The sequence below is a fragment of the Nibrella viscosa genome, from assembly GCF_039541875.1.
GTDB classification, from domain to species: Bacteria; Bacteroidota; Bacteroidia; order Cytophagales; family Spirosomataceae; genus Nibrella; species Nibrella viscosa.
In genome coordinates, this window is the sequence record NZ_BAABHB010000013.1 from 101,238 (window position 1) to 120,766 (window position 19,529).

Annotated in this window: 13 protein-coding genes and 1 other RNA gene; 8 read left to right on the top strand and 6 right to left on the bottom strand. The window is 55.0% G+C overall.

Annotated features, from left to right (window positions below):
* Positions 1–179: 179 nt before the first annotated feature.
* A complete protein-coding gene (locus ABD931_RS23610) occupies positions 180–2,480 on the top strand; it encodes a PAS domain-containing sensor histidine kinase (protein WP_345270482.1) in 2,301 nt (766 codons plus the stop codon).
* Between the two features lie 101 nt (positions 2,481–2,581).
* On the opposite strand, the gene ABD931_RS23615 is transcribed toward ABD931_RS23610, so the two are convergent.
* Positions 2,582–3,871, bottom strand: coding sequence for a sialidase family protein (locus tag ABD931_RS23615; RefSeq protein ID WP_345270483.1), 1,290 nt, complete (start codon positions 3,869–3,871; stop codon positions 2,582–2,584).
* Positions 3,872–4,137: 266 nt separating this feature from the next.
* Positions 4,138–5,472, bottom strand: coding sequence for a phosphatase PAP2 family protein (locus tag ABD931_RS23620; RefSeq protein ID WP_345270484.1), 1,335 nt, complete (start codon positions 5,470–5,472; stop codon positions 4,138–4,140).
* Between the two features lie 193 nt (positions 5,473–5,665).
* Between ABD931_RS23620 and ABD931_RS23625 the strand changes: the two genes are divergently transcribed.
* The 3 genes from ABD931_RS23625 (at position 5,666) to ABD931_RS23635 (ending at position 9,130) form a co-directional block, all read left to right on the top strand.
* Positions 5,666–6,709 carry a sensor histidine kinase gene (locus ABD931_RS23625; RefSeq protein ID WP_345270485.1) on the top strand — a complete coding sequence of 348 codons (1,044 nt, stop codon included), beginning with the start codon at positions 5,666–5,668 and terminating at the stop codon, positions 6,707–6,709.
* Positions 6,702–7,394 carry a LytR/AlgR family response regulator transcription factor gene (locus ABD931_RS23630; protein ID WP_345270486.1) on the top strand — a complete coding sequence of 231 codons (693 nt, stop codon included), beginning with the start codon at positions 6,702–6,704 and terminating at the stop codon, positions 7,392–7,394. The genes ABD931_RS23625 and ABD931_RS23630 overlap by 8 nt, the downstream gene beginning before the upstream one ends.
* Positions 7,395–7,507: 113 nt before the next feature.
* Complete coding sequence (locus tag ABD931_RS23635; protein ID WP_345270487.1) at positions 7,508–9,130, top strand: carboxylesterase/lipase family protein; 1,623 nt, start codon at positions 7,508–7,510, stop codon at positions 9,128–9,130.
* Positions 9,131–9,305: 175 nt separating this feature from the next.
* Here the strand turns inward: ABD931_RS23635 and ABD931_RS23640 are convergent, their stop codons facing one another.
* Entirely contained in the window at positions 9,306–10,508 is a 1,203-nt protein-coding gene (locus tag ABD931_RS23640) for a DUF2911 domain-containing protein (RefSeq protein ID WP_345270488.1), read from the bottom strand.
* Positions 10,509–10,702: 194 nt separating this feature from the next.
* The gene (locus ABD931_RS23645) at positions 10,703–13,261 is read right to left on the bottom strand and encodes a TonB-dependent receptor (protein WP_345270489.1); all 2,559 of its coding nucleotides are present in this window, start codon (positions 13,259–13,261) and stop codon (positions 10,703–10,705) included.
* A gap of 247 nt (positions 13,262–13,508) precedes the next feature.
* Here ABD931_RS23645 and ABD931_RS23650 point away from each other — a divergent pair, with 247 nt between their 5' ends.
* From ABD931_RS23650 to ABD931_RS23665, 4 genes are all read left to right on the top strand, one after another.
* Positions 13,509–14,276 carry an oxygenase MpaB family protein gene (locus ABD931_RS23650; RefSeq protein WP_345270490.1) on the top strand — a complete coding sequence of 256 codons (768 nt, stop codon included), beginning with the start codon at positions 13,509–13,511 and terminating at the stop codon, positions 14,274–14,276.
* Between the two features lie 95 nt (positions 14,277–14,371).
* Positions 14,372–14,741: a transfer-messenger RNA gene (ssrA, locus tag ABD931_RS23655) on the top strand.
* A 202-nt stretch (positions 14,742–14,943) separates the two neighbouring features.
* A complete protein-coding gene (locus ABD931_RS23660) occupies positions 14,944–16,719 on the top strand; it encodes a DUF885 domain-containing protein (protein ID WP_345270491.1) in 1,776 nt (591 codons plus the stop codon).
* 70 nt (positions 16,720–16,789) lie between these two features.
* On the top strand, positions 16,790–17,857 hold the full coding sequence (locus tag ABD931_RS23665) for an NADH:flavin oxidoreductase/NADH oxidase (protein WP_345270492.1): 1,068 nt from the start codon (positions 16,790–16,792) through the stop codon (positions 17,855–17,857).
* A gap of 152 nt (positions 17,858–18,009) precedes the next feature.
* Here ABD931_RS23665 and ABD931_RS23670 read toward each other — a convergent pair whose 3' ends face one another.
* Both ABD931_RS23670 and ABD931_RS23675 read right to left on the bottom strand, forming a co-directional pair.
* Positions 18,010–18,159 carry a hypothetical protein gene (locus tag ABD931_RS23670; RefSeq protein ID WP_345270493.1) on the bottom strand — a complete coding sequence of 50 codons (150 nt, stop codon included), beginning with the start codon at positions 18,157–18,159 and terminating at the stop codon, positions 18,010–18,012.
* A 56-nt stretch (positions 18,160–18,215) separates the two neighbouring features.
* Complete coding sequence (locus ABD931_RS23675; RefSeq protein ID WP_345270494.1) at positions 18,216–19,505, bottom strand: glycoside hydrolase family 2 TIM barrel-domain containing protein; 1,290 nt, start codon at positions 19,503–19,505, stop codon at positions 18,216–18,218.
* Positions 19,506–19,529 lie beyond the last annotated feature (24 nt).

Sequence of the window (19,529 nt, forward strand, 5' to 3'; positions counted from 1 at the left end):
TCAATCGCCCAGTTTCGGAAAAGGAAATGAAAAAAAACGTAATACAGCCGTTATATACTGCCTCAGGCGGGCCTCAGAATAGGAAAACGAATGCTCGATTGCCCCTGGACTCATTCCTGTGTAAATTGGCGAACTCGCTTAGTATATAAGCGCCGGCCGCGTCCGGAACGCTTTATCGTATGGATTCAACATTTTCTCCGCTTCAACCCGTTTCGCCCACACTGATGGGGGTCATTCTGGACAATGCTCCGTATGGCGTCGTTGTCACCGAAGCGATTCGGAGCGCAGCCGACGGGGCGATTATCGATTTTCGATTCAGGTACTATAATAGCATGGCGCTGGCTATCACCGGCCTGACGCCCGATGACTTTCAGCATACCCTGTCAGCGCTTAATCCATCGTTCCGCGAACCCGGTCTATTTGAGCAGTATGTCCGGCTGGTTGAGCAGGGGGGCGCTCCCGTTACCTCCGAACAGTTTTTTAATGATCGCTACTTTTCGGTGACCGCTACCCGGCACGAAGATGGGTTTATCAGTTCCTTTATCGACATTACGCAGCAAAAGCGGAGTGAACAGGCGTTGCAGCAGGCCAACAGCACCCTGCTCGCCGTGCTGAACGGAGCCCAGGCCGGCATTGTTTCGTACCGCTCTGTCCGGAACAGCGACGGGCAAATCATTGATTTTGAGTTTTTATCCGCCAATCAGGTAGCTTGCCGGCTAATCGGCCGGTCGGAGAACCAACTCATAGGGCAACGGATCCTGACCCTCTTCCCCGCCAACCGGGAGATGGGCCTGTTCGACCGCTATGTGGAACTGGCAGAAACCGGGCAGCCCCAGCATTTTGAAACCCACTACCAGGCTGATGGCCTGGATAGCTGGTTCGACGTCACCGGCGTTCGGCAGCAGGACGGCTTTGTGTTCACCTTCCTGGACATCAGCGACCGCAAACGGGCCGAAGCCCGTGCCCAGGAATCAACCAATCTGCTCACGACGATTACCAACGAAACCCAGTCGGGCGTGGCACTTCTGGAAGCCGTGCGCGACAAACAGGGTCAGTTTCAGGGGTTCCGCTTTGCAATGGTTAACCCGGCCTGTGCCCGGCTGCTGAGCCGGAAGCAGGCGGAGATCGAAGGTGCCGACTTTGGGGCCGTATTCTCCCCGGCCGAAAGCACCGATCTGCTGAATCAGCTCCGGCATGTGCTGGACACCGGCGAACCGGTACGCCTGCCCGAACTGGCGTATCATTCCGACCGCGTGAACGGCTGGTTTGACCTGCGCGTGGTAAAGTACCGGGACGGCGTTATTATCTCCTTCCACGATATAACCGCAATCAAAGAAAACCAGTTGGCGTTTAGCCGGCAGGCCGAGCAGTTGCAGGCAATTCTGGATGCATCCATCAGCAGCATTCTGGCAATGACCGCCGTTCGGGACGAATCGGGGCGGATCATTGATTTTATGATGGACAAAGCCAACCGGTCGGTAGAACGCAGTTTGTTTACAACGCCCGATCAGCTCGAAGGCCGCACTCTGCTGGCGGTGTTTCCCGGAAATCTGGACAATGGTTTTTTTGAACTCTACGCCACGGCCACCGATACCGGTGTTCCGCAGCAGGGTACGTTGCACTACACCGACGTGAATGGGTTTGAAGGCTGGTTTGAGGTTTCCGCCGTGCAGCAGTCGCCGGATAAGGTGGTGATTACCTTTATGAACGTTACCGAGAGCAAGCAGCTCGAACGGCAGCTTCGCGAATCAAACGCCAGCCTGAACCAGTTTGCCTATGTAGCCTCGCATGACCTGCAGGAGCCACTCCGAAAGATACAGTCGTTCAGCGATATACTGCTTACGCAGTACAGCGCACAAATTGGTCCGGGAACCGAACTGCTGCGCCGGATGCAAACGGCTGCGGGACGGATGCAGACCTTGATTCGTGATATACTGGTGTACTCGCGCCTGTCGAACGTGGGTACCCTAACCTGGCAGCCGGTCGATGTGGGCCGCCTGATCGGTGACGTACTGGTGGATCTGGAAATGGCCGTTCAGGAGCGGGAGGCCGAGATAGACATAGGCACCATGCCGATTCTGTCGGGTGATCCGGCGCAACTGCGGCAGGTGTTTCAGAACCTGTTGTCCAACGCGCTGAAGTTTACCAGCCCGGCCCGAAAGCCTTACATTCGGGTGTTGAGCGAACGCATCAGCCGGCAACAGATGCCGGCGCGGGTGACTGTACCCGGTCGGCCCGGCCGGCAGTACTGGCAGATCTCGGTTGTGGATAACGGCATCGGCTTTAATGAAGAATATGCCGAAAAGATCTTTGAAGCGTTTGAACGGCTGCACGGCCGCAGCAGTTCGTACAGCGGATCGGGTATTGGCCTGGCCATCGTGCGCCGGGTGATGGACAACCACCAGGGGGCGGTTACCGCCCATAGCCGGGAAGGCGAAGGCGCTACGTTTTCGCTTTATTTTCCGGTTGCCGACAATTGATCCGCTACAGCGCAACGCCCGGTTTTCTGTAATCGGGTAGAAAACAAAAGCGCCCGATAGCTCCAGGCTGTCGGGCGCTTTTGCCTCGCAGGCGGTCTGTTTTACAGCTCTGCCAGGGCAACTTCAATGCCGTTCCGGTTATTCGGGTTCCGCACTTCATAGGCCACCAGCAACTTACCCTGGCTCACCAGGCTGGTGGCGTTGGTCGCATTGCGGGCGTTTTTTACAAACTGAACCGGCGCGGGCTTGTCGGACCGAATGGTGCGGTAGGCAATAACCGACGATGTTCCGGATTCGGCCACCTGGCTTTGCTCCCAAACCAGCACGGCTGCGTTCGGGGCCGGGCTCAGGTAAGGATTACGGGCCGTTGGGGCATCAACCACAAACAGGCGCTTCCCCTGCTGATTGGCTACCCGGATGCCCGGCGCATCGGTGGTGCCGGAATACCAGGCAACCAGATTCGTGCCGGCTCCGATGGCAGACGTTGGCCCGGAATGCGGGCAACCGTTGACTTTCCAGTTGTCGGGCGAGAGGATGGCCGCTTTCGAAAAGGTCTGTCCGTTGTCGGTTGAGTGCAGGTGGGCAATATCGCGGATATTGTCCTGGTTTTCGCGGTAGTACATGTGCAGCGTTCCCGAAGCATCGACCAGCAGGCTTATGTTGCAGCAGTCGCACACAAAAGGGTCAAGCACTTTTTCGGCCCCGAATTTTCCGCTGGTGGTGGTTACAAAACGCAGGTCGCGCTCGTGCGGCTTGCCCGGAATATCGTTCAGGTACGCTACGCCCACCTCACCGTTGGCCAGCACAATGGCGTCGAAGAAGCCCCGCACCAGCTGAGCGGTTTTATCTTGGTGTACCGGTGCGGGAATGCTCCAGGTTGTACCACCATCAGTAGAGGTGCAGTAAACAATCTGCAGATCGGACGGACGGCCACCCCGGTTGCCTTCTTTCGACGGGGCCGTGGCGGCTCCCTCGTGGTGGTGATGACCGGCATCGGCCTGGCTGTTCATGGCCGCCTTTGCTACCTCCGAACCCTGCAGGGCAAATACCGCCACCGGCTGGCCCCCTTTTCGGAACAGCAGTTTCGGGCGCATCAGCCGCGAGCTGCCAAGGCCCGGCGAGGCAAAAATCAGTTTCTTGTCGCCGAACGTGGCACCGTTATCGGCCGACTCCGCCCAGTAAAAATAGACCGTGCCCTGCTTATCTTTTTCGGTCCACGACAAGGCAACGTTACCGGCCGGGGTGCGGCTCAGCGTGGGTACGGCAAAGGTGCGGGTGGTATCCGAAAACACAGGTTTGGCGTAGCCGGATAAGGTGAAAAAGGTCAGCGAGAGTATGATGACAAGGCTGAAAATTGCCGATGAGCAGGACAGGGATCGGATTTGTTGCATGGTAGTAACTACTAATCGTTTTTAACCGGCTAACAAGCGTTCTTATTTAGACTAATTATAGACTGCGCAAAGGTGCGTAAAAATTGGATTCGATGCTACTGTTAGTCAATAAAATCTTCTGGTGAGCGCTGAACCGGTTACTTTGTATCCAGTGTACGAGTTCATCCATACGACTTCCTTAGACATCGCCGGGGGCAAGCTTCTTTGGCCAGATTGGTGAGCGTTCGTTATCGGGAAGAAATGTAGCGTTTAGTAATTACCGGTATTTATTTGCGTCTGGCTATGGTTAAATCTTCACCAGTACCGTCGGCCATCAGGCGCTGAATAACCGCGCCTGCAACTTTTCGACCCAAATCCAGCCCAACTTCGTTATCGGTGCGGAAGTGAATACCAGCCTGAAAGCGTGATTCGGCCCCATCCCTGGCTATTTTCTGGAACTGAGCCCGGTCGGCCGGAAAGAAATAGGAGAACAGCTCACCCACCATACCACTCAGGGCCGCATGACCCGAGGGGTAGCCGGGGAAGGGTGGCGTGGGTACAAGCGGCTGGTAGGTGGGGTCGTATTGATCCGGGCGGATACCCCAGTACGCGTACTTGGCATCCCAGCAGGCGACAAACGTATCGTAATAGGCAACCGCCACGGCTGCATAGATCCGGGCGGCACGCGGAGCGTTCAGGTGCAGGTTCTGCTCAAATAGTTTCTTATGCAGCAGGTCATCCGACGAGAACTGGCTGGCATAATAAAACGCATTGGCTTTTGAGCGGAATGTCTGCTTAAATGCTTTTAAATCTGCCATGTCTTTGGCGAAATCGGGCGGTGGGCCGGGCCGAAACTGGCTGGCGCTGGTAAGCACGACGGTTTTGTTCTGCCCACCCGTTGGGAACATCGGCTTTTTACCGGTCCAGATGCCGGGGCCGGCGGGCCGCTTACCATCCCAGGGCTTTTTGTATACGTAGTTGCTGGTATGTGCCAGTTCAGCTTCGGCAATGCGCCTGCCCAGCTCAAAACCAGCGAGGGTATCACTCGGAAAAGCCATGCCGGCGGCAACCCGTGAGGCCATGGCTCGCTGCGCCATTCGATTGACCGAATCGGCCAGGTGCGGGTAGAAATGAGCGATAATGGTAGACGCCACACCAGCCGCTACGGAGACTTCACAGGGATACGATGGGCTATCCGGTTTCGGACCCAGTACCTTGATCCGGCTATCGGCCACATACGGACGGGGGCGGTTATACGCATACTTGGTATCCCAGGCAGCAATAGTGGCATCGTAGGTAGCAACGTTCAGCAGCATGTTCGACAGCACGCCGTTGGTACTAGTGTCGGTCATCCATAATTTACCAATCATGTCGTTCCAGCGGTAGACGGGGGCACCGGCGTTCCAGAACTGAATCTGCTGCCGGGCGGCTGCGTCCAGGTTCTGCTGGGCCGCCAGTACCTGCGCAACTTCCTGCTTATAGGAGGCTGGCTGGGGTAAGCGGTAGGCTTTGCCCGATGGGATGAACCAGGTTTTCCAGGTACCGGCCGTTGGTTCCACCTGAGCCACCAGGTGAGCGGCCATGCACAAGACAGTTGTGAGGGTCAGTAAGCTCTTTTTCATAATACACTGCGATTTTTTGCTGAAGGTATCCCTATCAAAAAAGCCAGAAAAGCTGTCGCCAACAGACAGCAGGTTAGGGTAAACAAACGACGGATTTAAGGTGATAAGAGCCGTTCATTGACCCAAAAGGTTCTTTTGTAGACGGCAAAGACTGGTAAACTACTTTTCTGCCGATTATCTCGTAATTAGCAGCATGAACGTATCCGTAACAAAAGAACAGTTTACCTTCTACAGCCGGGTCGGAGCCGCTTTTCTACTGCTGTGGCTGTTTGGCGATCTGGTCAGTCATCCCGATACGTTCTACCCCAGAGTCTGGAACAACATCTGGCGGTGGGCGTATGTGCTGGTGCTTAATTTCATACTGTTTGAATACACCCTGCCGTTTATCCGGTTTACCTGGAAACGCCTTTTGCTGGGCCTTTTCCTGCTCTGGGTGCACCTGATGTTGTACTCGTTTGGCTTATACGCCTGGCGGCTTATTGGCATTGCGTTACATATCTATACGCCACTGGTAACGTTTCATTCTACAGATACAGGGGTAGAGTCCCAGATGAGCTATAGTGCGGGCTCTATTTTCTTTTTCGGTGCTTTCCGGCTTATTTTCGGCTATACTAAGCTCAAACAGACGGCGCAGCAACTGCGAATCGAAAAACAGGCGGCCGAATTAAACTACCTTAAGTCCCAGACCAATCCTCACTTCTTATTTAACACCTTAAACAACATCTATTCACTGGCCAGAATCAAGTCTGATCTGGCACCAGAATCCATTCTACGGCTGTCGAAGATATTACGCTACATGCTGTACGAAACCAGCGGGGCGTATGTAGCCATTGAGCAGGAACTAAAGATCATCGGCGACTATATTGCCCTGGAGCAGTTGCGATACGATGAATCGTTGCGCGTTAACTTTAACTACGATGTTGAGGATATGAAACAGGCCTTACCGCCCCTGCTGCTGATTCCCCTGGTAGAAAATGCCTTTAAACATGGCGTGTCGGAAACGCGCTATCAGCCATTTGTCGATATTCATTTGTCTGTTAACCAGCGGAAACTGACGTTCATCGTAAAGAACTCGACGGATGCTTTTCCGGAGGAACGGGAGGTAAAAGAGAATATTGGCCTGTCGAACCTCAGACGACAACTGGAATTACTCTATACCGACTACAGTCTGTGGGTGCAGCAGGGCGAATCGGTGTTTAGCGCTACGTTAAAAATCAATCTGGCGAGCCATGTCTAAATTAACCTGCATTATCATTGAAGACGAGCCCTTAGCCGTAAAGGTGTTGGTAGACTATATCGCGCAGGTGCCCTTTCTGGAGCTTCAGGGAACGTTTAAGGACGCGATTCTGGCCACCGATTACCTTCGGAATCACGCGGTGGATCTGATGTTTCTGGATATTCACCTGCCCAAACTGAAAGGGATGGCGTTTCTGAAAACGCTGACCCACCCGCCAGGCGTTATCATTACCACGGCTTACCACCAATACGCCGTAGAAGGCTTCGATCTGAATGTAACCGATTACCTGTTAAAACCTTTTGAATTTGAGCGCTTTCTGATTGCCGTCAATAAGGTTAGAAAAGCCGAGCAGGAGTCCCCAAAAACAGCCACCAGTCAGGGGGCAAAGGACTATCTGTTTCTGACGGTGCAGAAGAAAAAGGTGAAGGTGCTATTCTCCGATATCCTGTATATCGAAAGCCAGCGGGAATACATTAAGGTTGTTACGACCAAAGCCACATACCTGCCTAAATTGAGTACGCACGAAATTGAAGCGTTGTTGCCGGTTAATGGCTTCAGACGGATTCACCGGTCGTTTATCGTATCCATCAGCAGGATTGATTCGTACACTGCCGATTATGTGGAGGTAAATGGTGTGTCAATCCCCGTTGGCCGGGGCTACCGCCATGTGATTGAAAATTTGTAGGGTTATACTGTAAGGCTAGAAGGCTTTAACCCGGGCATTATTTTGGCTGTCAGCCGGTAAATAGTTATTATTGTAACAAAATGAGACAATAATCAATAGTTTATCCCTAACCCATGAAAATTCTGTTTAGTCTCCTGCTGGTGGCGGCCGTTCAGGCTCCGCCGGCTCTCATGGCCCAGTCTGCCCCTCGGGCCAAAACCGTTAACGGTGAGGTAGAAGGAACGCTGGAAACCAGTGGCGTTCGTTCCTTCAAAGGCATCCCGTTTGGCCAGCCGCCGGTGGGTGAGCTGCGCTGGCGCGAACCGCAGCCGGTTAAAAACTGGACTGGTGTGCGGCCGGCGAAGCAATTTGGGCCTCGGGCGATGCAACGGGCCGTTTTCGGCGACATGAACTTCCGCTCCAACGGCATGAGTGAGGATTGCCTGTACCTGAACGTCTGGACGCCCGCTAACGCTGCCGGCGAAAAGCTGCCGGTATTAGTGTACTTCTACGGCGGTGGCTACATCGCCGGCGACGGTTCCGAACCGCGTTACGATGGCGAAAGCATGGCCCGCAAAGGCGTGGTGGCCGTAACGGTCAATTACCGGCTCAACGTATTTGGCTTTATGGCGCATCCCGAGCTGACCAAAGAATCGCCGAACAAAGCGTCGGGTAACTACGGCCTGCTGGATCAGAGTGCCGCGCTGCGCTGGGTACAGCAGAACATTGCCGCTTTTGGGGGTGATCCTAAGCGCGTAACAATTGCTGGTGAGTCAGCCGGGTCCACCTCGGTGAGTGCGCAGATGGCGTCTCCCTTGTCGAAAAACCTGATTGCCGGCGCTATCGGCGAGAGTGGCTCTATCCTGGGTACGCTAACCCCCGTTACGCTGGCCGAAGCCGAGGAGTCAGGCGTGAAGTTTGCCAATCAGGTGGGTGCCAAAGCATTGACCGAGTTACGGGCTATACCGGCTGAGAAACTGCTGGAAGCCACTGCCCAACAGGGAACTCCGCGTTTTGGTATCAACGTGGATGGTTATTTCCTGCCCAAACCGGGCGTTACTATTTTTGCCAACGGCGAGCAGGCCCGCGTTCCGCTGCTGGTCGGCTGGAACTCCGAAGAGATGAATGGCCGGGCTATTCTTGGACAGGACCCGCCAACGCCGGAGAACTACGCAAAAGCCGTGCAAAAACTGTATGGTGACAAAGCAGCCGAGGTGCTGAGGTTGTACCCCGGTAATACGCCGGAAGAGGTTCTGCAATCGGCAACGGCGCTGGCCGGCGACCGCTTCATCGGCTTCAGCACCTGGAAGTGGGCGGATCTGCACGGCCAGACCAGTGGTAAGCCGGTTTACCGTTACTTCTACACGCGGCCGCGCCCGGCGATGGTTCCCGAAATGGGCAATGCTACGCCCGGTCTGGCGGGTGGTGTTGTGCGAAATGCTGATCCGTCGGCTCCTAAAGCACCACCGGCTCGCGGGGCAGTGCATTCGGCCGAGATTGAATATGCCATGGGTAATCTGGGAAGCAACAAGGTATATGCCTGGACGCCGGAAGACTACAAGGTGTCGGAGGTGATGCAGAACTATTTCGCCAATTTTATCAAAACGGGCAACCCCAATGGTGCCGGCTTACCTAACTGGCCGGCTGCCAACGCCGGTAACACGGTGCAGGTAATGCACATTGATGTGAATACTGGTGCCCAGCCTGAGCAGAACCGCAGCCGGTACCTGTTCCTGGACCCGTTTACGGCTAAATAGGGAAGACCGTCTTTACCAGTAAACAGAACAGCCTCCCATCGATGGGAGGCTGTTCTGTTTACTCTTCGCTCTGTTGGCTGAAGCGATGCTTAAGTCAACTTGTAATGTTTTGCCGATTGAACACCTGTAGCTGTAAAACCTGTAAATAGCTCCTGTTCCCCTTCCGGCAGTACCCTTAGTGCTTAACCAGGCTAAATTCTGTGTAGGCCATTACATCGTCCCATCGGAATTGCAGCACACCACCGGTTTGCGTTGGCTCAATGTTGATGGTGAACTGTTCGGCCACTTCTTTTACTTTTTGAACCGGTATGACTACTGACACATAATCCGCTGCCCGATTGGGATCGGTAGGCCACCGCAGCACGTCCTTGTTGAAGATCAGTATCCACTGGTTTTGCCTGGGTATGGTGTAGAGACTGTACTGCCCTTTGGGGATATGTGTTTTTCCAATCCGGATGGGGTTCTCCAACGTCAGGATCGTGGCCCCACCGGCACCGGTTCGCCAGACAGAGTCATACGGTACTACCCCACCGAAAATTTGTCTTCCCCGCTTATAAGGTCTTCCGTATTGCACGTCCAGGGTAGTGTTTTGCACCACAAATTGTACCCGCTCCTCGGGCGACGGAAAGCCAATGCCCCTGGTTTTGGTCATTCGTTTGGCGATCTGTTCAATGTCGATGGGTTCATGTTTGGTAACAATGTAGTTCCAGGGTGTACCTAAACCGTTGGTGCGGAGGATTCTACCTTGCTCATCCACCTTTATTCTGGTATACTCAATAAACGGACCGCCAAACAAGACCGAGTCTTTTCCACCATAGCGGGCACTGATTTCATAGGCTCTGAAGCGGTGGTTGATCATGTGTAGGGGTAAGGCTTGTTTACCTGACCGGGCCAGTTGCACGCAGTTCCACTCCATCAGTGATATAAAGGGTACCCATCCGCCAACAAAGTTCATTCCGGGAGCGGCATGTTTGAAGATGGTCTCGGCAGGTTGACCCTTTTCGGCATTAAAATAGGTACAGGTATCGTGCTGGCAGTTCATGGTCAGCCGGTATTCAAAGGCCCCGGAAGCCGCCCGAAACGGAACAGAGCTATTCAGCGGGTCCATGGCTGCCACATTGAACTCGCGGATGCTTCCGTCCGGATAAAAGTGAACACTAAACTGAGCAATGTAGTCTTCCGGCACCCGCACAAAGGCTTTGCCGTATAAGTGGTTGTGAATCATCGTATACGTCTCTACCAGAACTGTATCTACGCCCATTGTTCCAATAAAGGATGCAGTATAGGGTCCATTCTGTTGACCGAAGCAGTTGGTGAAAGCTGCCGTAACCTGTACGGCAACGACTTTCAGAAACATATTTACAGGTAGCAGTCGCATATACACCAGACAAGGGTTAGTTTATTACCGGATCAACCCCGGGGGTTTAGGTACAAAGGAGGGAAAGCGAAGGGAGGTTTGATTGTAAAAAAGCGACTTATCCGGTCGCCACCGCTCCAATCTGTCGGAGCGGTGGCGACCAGTAGTAAATCATTCAGCCGGGCCAATGCGCCGGAGAGACGGTCGGGTATAATTTAAAACCGCAGATTCAGCCGGGCGTACCAGAACGCCCCGTTGCTGCCCATCTGCACCGGGTCCCAGGCTCCGCCTGATTCGGTGAGGGTGGGGTCGTGGAGGTTCGGGTAGGCGTTGAAGATGTTGGTGCCGCCCAGCGTGAGCCGCACCTGGTTGGTTAGCCGGTAGCCGACCGACAGATCGGTGGTGATGCGGGGTGCGTACACATCCAGGTATGAGAGCGACGGATCGCCCTCATATACGTTGTAATTGGCCAGCTCTACCTGGCCAAAGCGAATGGCACGGGCGACGATCGTCCACCGGTCGATACCGTAATCAAGCGTCAGGTTGATCTTGGAGGGTGGGGCGGAGGCTTGGACAAACCTACGTTCACGCTCGTCAAAATACGTATCTTCCTTGCCGCGCAGCCGGTTATTGGTCGTTACGGCATCCACAGTCAGCCGGTTAAAATTAGCCGCCAGTGTGGTGTTGAGCCGGCCCCGGCCGAGGGCGGCACTATGCGCCAGTATCACATCCAGACCCCGCGTGGTGGTTGAGATGGCGTTGGTGAAAAACTGAGCCTGACCAACGCGCAGGGCCCGAAGATCGGCTCCAATATCGGGGTCGTCGTTGGTGAAGGCTCCCGTCAGCACCACCCGGTCTTTTATTTTCACCAGGTAGCCATCCACCGTAAGGGTAAAGTTGGACGCCAGCCGACCGGTGAAACCCAGGCTGAGGTTTTGCGAGGTTTCCTGTTTCAGGGCCGGTATACCGAGTTTCTGCGTCACGGCGCTGTTGTTCCGCGCCAGCAGCACCTCTACCGGCTGCCCATTCACGAAGTTGGTGAATGTAGAGTTAAAATAGATCTGGGCCAGCGAGGGAGCCCGAAATCCGGTGCTGGCCGTAGCCCGTACCGTGAAATTGTTGTTCAGCCGGAGCCGGGTCGAGAGTTTGCCGTTCAGCGTGCTGCCAAAGTCGCTGTAGTTTTCAAACCGTACGGCGGCTCCCAGCATAAACGCCCGGGTAATATCGGCTTCGGTATCCAGATAAATACCCAGGTTGGTGCGGCCTTTGTTGATGACATCCGCCGGCTGAAAACCCGGAAAGCCCTGGGAGCCGCCCGGCTTCGTGGGGTCGTAATTCCGGTAAGAGCCTTCTTCACCGGCAAAGATCAGGTACCGCTCCGCCCGGAATTCGCTGCCAAAAGCAATATTGAGGCCCTGTAGCGTTTGCTGGAAGTTGCGGGTAAAATGCAGGCCCGTTACATTCTGCTGCAACTGAAACCCGCCCGCGTCAAACGACCTCGGGGAGTTTACGCCCAGCGAGGTGTTCAGCGTGTTGTTGACCGTATACTGAAAGCGGTTGCTGCCGAACACATTACCCAGGTCTACGTTCCAGCCCTTCCAGGTACTGCGAATACCGGCGGCAAACGAACCGTCAACGATGTTACTGGCAATAATCGGGTCGAAGCCGTTGGGGTAAATGACCGGTATGTTCCGCTCGCTGTCGGCGAAGCGGGTCCAGGCGTAGGCGTCACCTTTTCGGAAATTAAGGCCCCCAAAGGCGTAAATCTGGGCGTTGGTGCTCAGCGGAATGGCAGAATTAGCGTAGAGCGAGGTGTTCTGAATTTTGGGATCACCGTACTGCCGGCGGGCAATATCACTGGCTACGTTGGCCCGCTGCGTGTGGTCCCGGAAGTTGTAATCGGCGGTGAGGTTTACGAAACCGTCCTGACCGATGCGCAGCCCGTAGTTGGCATTCACATTTACATTGGCCCCATCGAACGCCTTATCGTCGAACCGGTATTTGGCCTGGAACATACCGTAGTTAACGTTGCCGGTAAACTCATTGACGGTTTGTTTCAGCACGATGTTGATAACGCCGGCAATGGCGTCGGAGCCGTACTGCGCCGACGCACCGTCGCGCAGGATTTCGATGCGCTCGATGGCGGCTGCCGGAATAGCATTGAGGTCGGTGCCCGTATTGCCCCGGCCCCGGCTACCGAACAGGTTGACCAGCGACGACTGGTGCCGCCGTTTGCCGTTGATCAGCACCAGGGTCTGGTCAGGACCAAGGCCGCGCAGCGTAGCGGGGTCCACGTGGTCGGCACCGTCGGAACCCGTCTGGCGGTTGGAGTTGAACGAGGGCGCGACAAACTGGAGGAGCTGGTTCAGATCCAGTTGCCCGGTCTTGGCCGTTACCTCCCGAATATCGATGAGGTCGATAGGAGAGGGCGAATCCGTTACGGAGCGGTTCAGGTTGCGCGAACCTACCACGTTTACCTGCGTCAGCGTATTGGCTTCCTCCAGGGTAGCATTCAGGGTGGTCTGTCCGTTCACCGGAATTTCGAGACGCTGGAATCCAACGTAGGAAAAGACCAGCACCGGATTGGTCGAGCGGGTTGTAATCTGGTACTGACCGGCGGCATTGGTAGTTGTGCCGTTGTTGGTCTCTTTTTCGACCACGGTAGCGCCCACCAGTAGTTCACCCTGCCGGTCGGTTACGCGGCCGGTAATGACCTGCTGGGCGTAGGTGGATACGGCTACAAAACAGAAGGCAATCAAGACAAGTTTTTGCATAATTTTCAAGTTGGAGTCATATGAAAATAATGCAAAATCCGTTCTAACCAAAATGTATCCTGAATTTCGGTATCAATTTTAAACCAACGGTCATTCCGAAAGACCATTCCTCACGAAATGCACACTGACTCCTCAAAAATTTATTATTTCTGCAGGCGGCAATCCGACCCTCCGGCCGGAATTTCCCCGCTTCATCTGCTGTTTTATCGATTTGGTTTATAGAAGTAATATTATCCACACCTAAACTATGCAGCACTTTGTTCGACCCGAATCCATCGTCAAGAGCATATGGGGAGATGCCGACGTTATTCTGCTGATTTTTGCCGGTTCGGCCGGTGAGTTTGCGCTGAACCGGGCGGTAGACTGGTTGTTTTTTACGGGGAAACTACCGGCCGACCCCATCGGTCGTTTGTTCTCAACCGTTCAGTACGCCCAGGAAATTGTTTTCTCGGATAAAGAGGGAGCCGAACGGGCTATCCGGCGGATTCATGCCATCCACGGGGGTGTCGAGAAGAACCGGGGGCAGCGAATTCCCGACTGGGCCTACCGCGACGTGCTGTATATGCTGATCGATTATTCGGAGCGAGCCTATCAACTGCTGCACCGGCCGCTGACGCCGGCGGAGAAGGAAGAGATTTTTCAGGTATTCCGGCAGGTGGGCGAAGGGCTGCAAATTCCTGACCTGCCCCCGACGTATGCTGACTGGTTAACTGACCGTCGGAACCACATCCGGCGCGACCTGGCCTATAGCATTTACACCAAACGGCTTTTTGAGCGCTATCGCGAAGAATTGGGAGCCTGGCGGTTTGGCTTACTGATACAGGCCCAATCGCTGCTGGTGCCGGAGCGGGTACATCGTCTGCTCGACCTGCCGCCCAAGCCGCTACTGGCCTCTACCATGTGGTTGTATAAGGGATTGAACCGGCTGGGGCTGCGCTCGGTAGTGCAGCGGGCTCTGCTGCCGACCGAATACCTGAAAGACATCCGCAATCTGGACCGCGCCGAGGTAATGTAACAGAGCAGGGAACAAAAATGCCTCGTTTTACTGTTATTTAACGGCAAAGAATTAATACCTTTGCCGTTCGTATACGCCCAATCGGCACCAAATCTGGGGACGACCGGAATTGACAGCTTGTTGAGATTGCGTGTAAGCATGCCGGGAGTTGATGGTATTTCCTGTATAACAAACCGTCGAACCATAACTGGCGAGTATAACTACGCCATGGCTGCCTAATCCTGATAGGATAGCATAGCCATTGTCTCCCCGGCCTACGTGCTGCCGGCCGGATCAGGAGGCACAGACACGCAGCGCTGGCTCGGTTAATGGTGTTGATACCGGGCGAGACCCTAACACCTACGGATGAGGCACGGTATGACCCACACCTGGCCGATTCCCGACAATCACAAGCGGGTCTACGCATGTAGAAAGCACGTCGGTTTCCTTGACTGGACGAGAGTTCGAATCTCTCCGTCTCCACCGTAAAAAGCCCTGCCGGCATCCGCCGGCAGGGCTTTTTTATAGGCATAGTTATTGTATGTATCCCGGATTGTAAATCCGGTTGTACTACTCCCGCCAGCCGGATTTACAATCCGGGGTACTGTCACTTGTTGTATTGCTCTTTTGTTGTATTGCTCTTTCCCGTAATTTTAAGGCACGTTTACCAACCGACACCGCTCTGTTTATGCACCGATTGATTCTGGCCATTTCTTTACTGGTATCGCTGATGATGTATACCTCCTGCACCAACCAACCCACCGAACGCAATCCTGAGCTGGCTGCATTCTTCGATACCTATTTCGAGGAGCGCCTGAAGCTTTTTCCCCTGGAGGCTACTACCCAGGGCGATAACCGCTACAACGACCAGTTGCCGAATGATATTTCGGCGGAGTTTATCGCCAATACCCGGCAGTTCTTTACCAATAACCTACAGCAGTTGCAGACGTTCGACCGGGAGAGGCTATCGGACGAGGACAAGGTTTCCTACGACATTTTCAAGCGGGAGATGGAGGTGCAACTGGAGGGGCTTAAGTTCCACCAGGAGTATATTCCGTTTCAGCAGTTCTGGGGTCTGCCGCTCACGTTCGGGCAGTTGGGCAGCGGAGCGGGGGCGCAGCCGTTTAAAACCGTGAAGGACTATGAGGACTGGCTGAAGCGGGTGTCGGCGTTCAAGGCCTGGGGTGATACCGCTATTGCCAACATGCGGCAGGGCCTGGCGACCAACCTGGTGCTGCCGGCCAGCCTGGTGGTTAAGATGATTCCGCAGATGAATGAACTGGTCGTCAACGAACCCGTCCAAAGTCTGTTCTACGGACCTATTAAAACGATGCCGGCCGATTTTAGCCCCGAAGAGAAGAACAGGCTGACGGCCGCTTACAAAAAGGCCATTCAGGAAGACATTGTACCCACGTACCGCAAACTCAGTGATTTCCTGAAGAATGAGTACCTGCCCAAAGCCCGTGCCTCATCGGGTATCGACATGGTGCCGCAGGGATCGGCCTTGTATACCTACCTGGTGAAGACCTGGACCACCACCGACAAAACACCGGAGGAAATTTACCAGACCGGTTTAACGGAAGTGGCGCGTATCCGCAGCGAAATGGAGAAGGTAAAGCAGCAGGTTGGCTTTACCGGCACGCTGGACGAATTCTTTACCCACCTTAAGAACGATCCGAAATTTTACCCGTACAAAACCCCGGAGGATGTGCTGGACGCCTTCCGGTCGATTCAGGCGAAGATCGAGCCGAACCTGAAGACAATGTTTACCAAAACGCCGAAGACACCGTTTGAAATCCGGCAGACGGAGAAATTCCGGGAGGCTTCGGCCAGTGCAGAGTACAACCAGGGCTCGGCGGATGGCAGCCGGCCGGGCATCTTTTACGTCCCCATTCCGGATGCTGCCAAGTTCAACATTACTTCCGGCATGGAATCGCTGTTTCTGCACGAGGCCATTCCGGGTCACCACTATCAGATCTCCCTACAACAGGAAAATACCAATCTGCCCAAGTTCCAGCGCTTTAGCTGGTACGGTGCCTACGGCGAAGGCTGGGCGCTGTACTGCGAATCACTGGGTATAGAACTGGGCCTCTACACCGATCCCTACCAGTACATGGGCGCGCTGGGCGACGAAATGCACCGGGCCGTGCGGCTGGTGGTAGATGTGGGGCTCCATGCTAAAAAAATGACGCGGGAGCAGGCCATTAAATACATGATGGACAACGAGCCCATTTCGGAAGACGGTGCCACGGCCGAGATTGAGCGCTACATGGCCATTCCCGGTCAGGCATTGTCGTACAAGATTGGTGCCTTGAAAATCCGGGAGTTACGGAGCAAATATGAGCAGCAACTCGGCAATAAGTTCAGTCTGGCTGCTTTTCACGATGAGTTCCTGAAAGATGGCTGTATGCCGCTGGATGTGCTGGAGCGCAAGATGGATGCCTGGGCGGAGCGGGTGAAATAGACCGGATACCTGCTGAACCGTATGCTCATTTTAGCGGTTAGATGGGGAGTTATCCATTCACTAACTACGTATGAGTTATTTGTTCAGTACGCTCACTATCCGTGACATCCAGCTAAAAAACAGAATTACCGTTTCGCCCATGTGCCAGTATTCCAGCAACGATGGCTTTGCCAACGACTGGCACCTGGTGCATCTGGGCAGCCGCGCCGTGGGCGGTGCCGGTCTTGTTTTTACCGAAGCTATGGCCGTATCGCCGGAGGGACGCATCTCGCCCGATGACCTCGGTATCTGGAAAGATGAGCACCTGCCCATGCTGAAACGCATCACCTCGTTTATTGAGGCTAACGGGAGTGTGCCGGGTGTTCAACTCGCCCATGCCGGACGCAAAGCCAGTGTACACCGGCCGTGGGAAGGAGGCCGTCAGATACCGCCCACCGAACCGCGTGGCTGGCAAACCGTTGGCCCCAGCGCCATCCCTTTTTGGGAAACCGACACACCGCCCCTGGCGCTGGACCAGGCCGGTATCCAAAAAATAAAGGCTGACTTTATGGCCGCTACGCATCGGGCGCTGGAGGCCGGTTTTAAGGTGATCGAACTGCACGCAGCGCATGGTTACCTGCTGCATCAGTTTTTGTCGCCGATGAGCAACCAGCGGACGGATGAGTACGGCGGCACCTTTGAAAACCGCATCCGACTGGTGCTGGAGATTACCGAAGCTATTCGCTCCATTATACCCCAAGGCTACCCCCTGTTCGTGCGCATTTCCGCCACCGACTGGACCGAGGGCGGCTGGACCGCCGACGATTCCGTTGCGCTCTCCGCCATCCTGAAAACCAAAGGCGTCGACCTGATCGACTGCTCCACGGGCGGCAACGTACCCCGCGTAAAGATTCCGGTGGAGCCAGGCTACCAGGTACCCTTTGCCGAACGCATCAAAAACGAAGCGGGTATCCTGACCGGTGCCGTGGGCCTCATCCGCACCGCCGAACAGGCCGAAGCCATCATCGCCGGCGGTCAGGCCGATCTGGTCTTGCTGGCCCGCGAGTTCCTCCGCGACCCTTATTTCCCGCTGCATGCCGCCAAAACGTTAGGCGATGACATCAAATGGCCCGTTCAGTACGAGCGGGCGAAGGAGTAGTAAACCGGAATACTGCTCCCGCGCCGGCTGGCCGATGTTGATCATGCTGCTCTGCTTCATATCGGTGTAGCGGGCGTATGGGTGTTGTGTTCCCAGACGATGGCTTTTGTTTTGGGGTCGTGAAACTAAAGCAGCCGGTTCAGCGTCTCCATCTAGTATTCGTGGGTACCTTGCGAAGCCTCGCCCAGCAGCACACAACGGGCGTCGCCGATGCGTTCCAGCAGCGGGTCGAGGTCTTTGGCACTCGTTAAGGCGTAAGACTGTTCCCGGTTTTGATCGGTTTTGGCGGAGATTGTTTCCATAGCGGTACCGTTTGGGCTTTGTCCCTAAAACCTAAACGGTACCGCTATACGATGGTTTATTTCTTTACGTAAAAAGGCGTGTTGGCGGTGGCTACGTTGTTGTGGCCGTCGGTGACGTACACAAACAGCCGGTAGGCTCCCTCTTGGTCCGGTGTCTTCAGTGTAATCTGGCCGCCGTTTGCGGTGGCGAGCAGCCCCTGCATGGTTTCCGGCCTGTTTTCGCGGTCACCCCCTTCTTTCAGGTCGGTGCTTTCGGGCAGCAGTTCCCAGCGGTAGGTGAGCTGGTCGTTATCGGGGTCGGTGACGGTCGCCAGAGCGGTGTAGGTCGTGCCGGGTTGCAGGTAAATGTTGGACAGGGCATTTTTGCCGTCGACCAGCATCGATTCCAGGTGCGGAGCGCGGTTTTTCGGCCATTGGCCGGTCCAGAGGTACTGCATCACATCCACCACCTCCGACTCTTCCCCGGCTTCGGTAAACACGCCATACCAGGTGGGGGTGCGTTCCTGCTTCTGCCCCCACAGAAACACGTATGAGCCGAGGCAGTGCTCGGTATCCTTGCCCATCGAGGCTTCGTAGCGGCTCTTGTACACGGCTGCTTTGGCACTGCTGGTTTCTTCGATGGAGGCTTTCCAGGCCGTTTGTGGCCCTTCCCAATGGCCGGTCGGTCCCCATTCCGTGACCATATACGCGCCATTCCAGCCCAGGTCGCGCACCCGCTTCGGCAGTTGGGGTAAGCCGCCGTAGGTATTAATGGATAACAAATCCAGGTCGGGACATCTGGCCTTGATGTAGTCGACTTCTTTCTGGTTGATGCCCGCCAGCATGGTGGTGACCGGATGGTTCGGGTCTACCTCATGAATCATGTTGGCGATGGCGTTTACGGCATCCCAGACCTTTGGGTTAGTATACTGGAGGTTTAATTCGTTGCCGATCCCCCAGATCAGCAGGGCCGGGTGATCTTTGTATTTGAGTACCTCCTGCCGTAACGACTGAAGTTGTTTCGCGACCGCTTCGGCGTTGTTGTAATCAAAACCGTGCCGTTCGCGGGCCACGTTCAGACCCATGGTAACGGTGAGCCCGTACTGATGCGCTTCATCCAGAACCGCCTGTCCGTTCTGTGTGCTCCAGGTGCGTATGGAGTTTCCGCCGTAGGCTGCCAGCCGGTCCAGGTAGCGGCTGCCGCCGGCGCCTTTGATGTAGTACGGCTTGCCGTCGCGGAAGAGCTGATAGCTGCCGTTATTTTTTTTAAGCGCCACTTTCACGGCTTTGATGGGTGGAGTAGCGGTTGCATACCCTGGGGCGGCCGCAGCCAGAAACAATATGGATAAGGCAAAAAGACGTTTCATAAGACATTCAGGGATTAAGTGAGT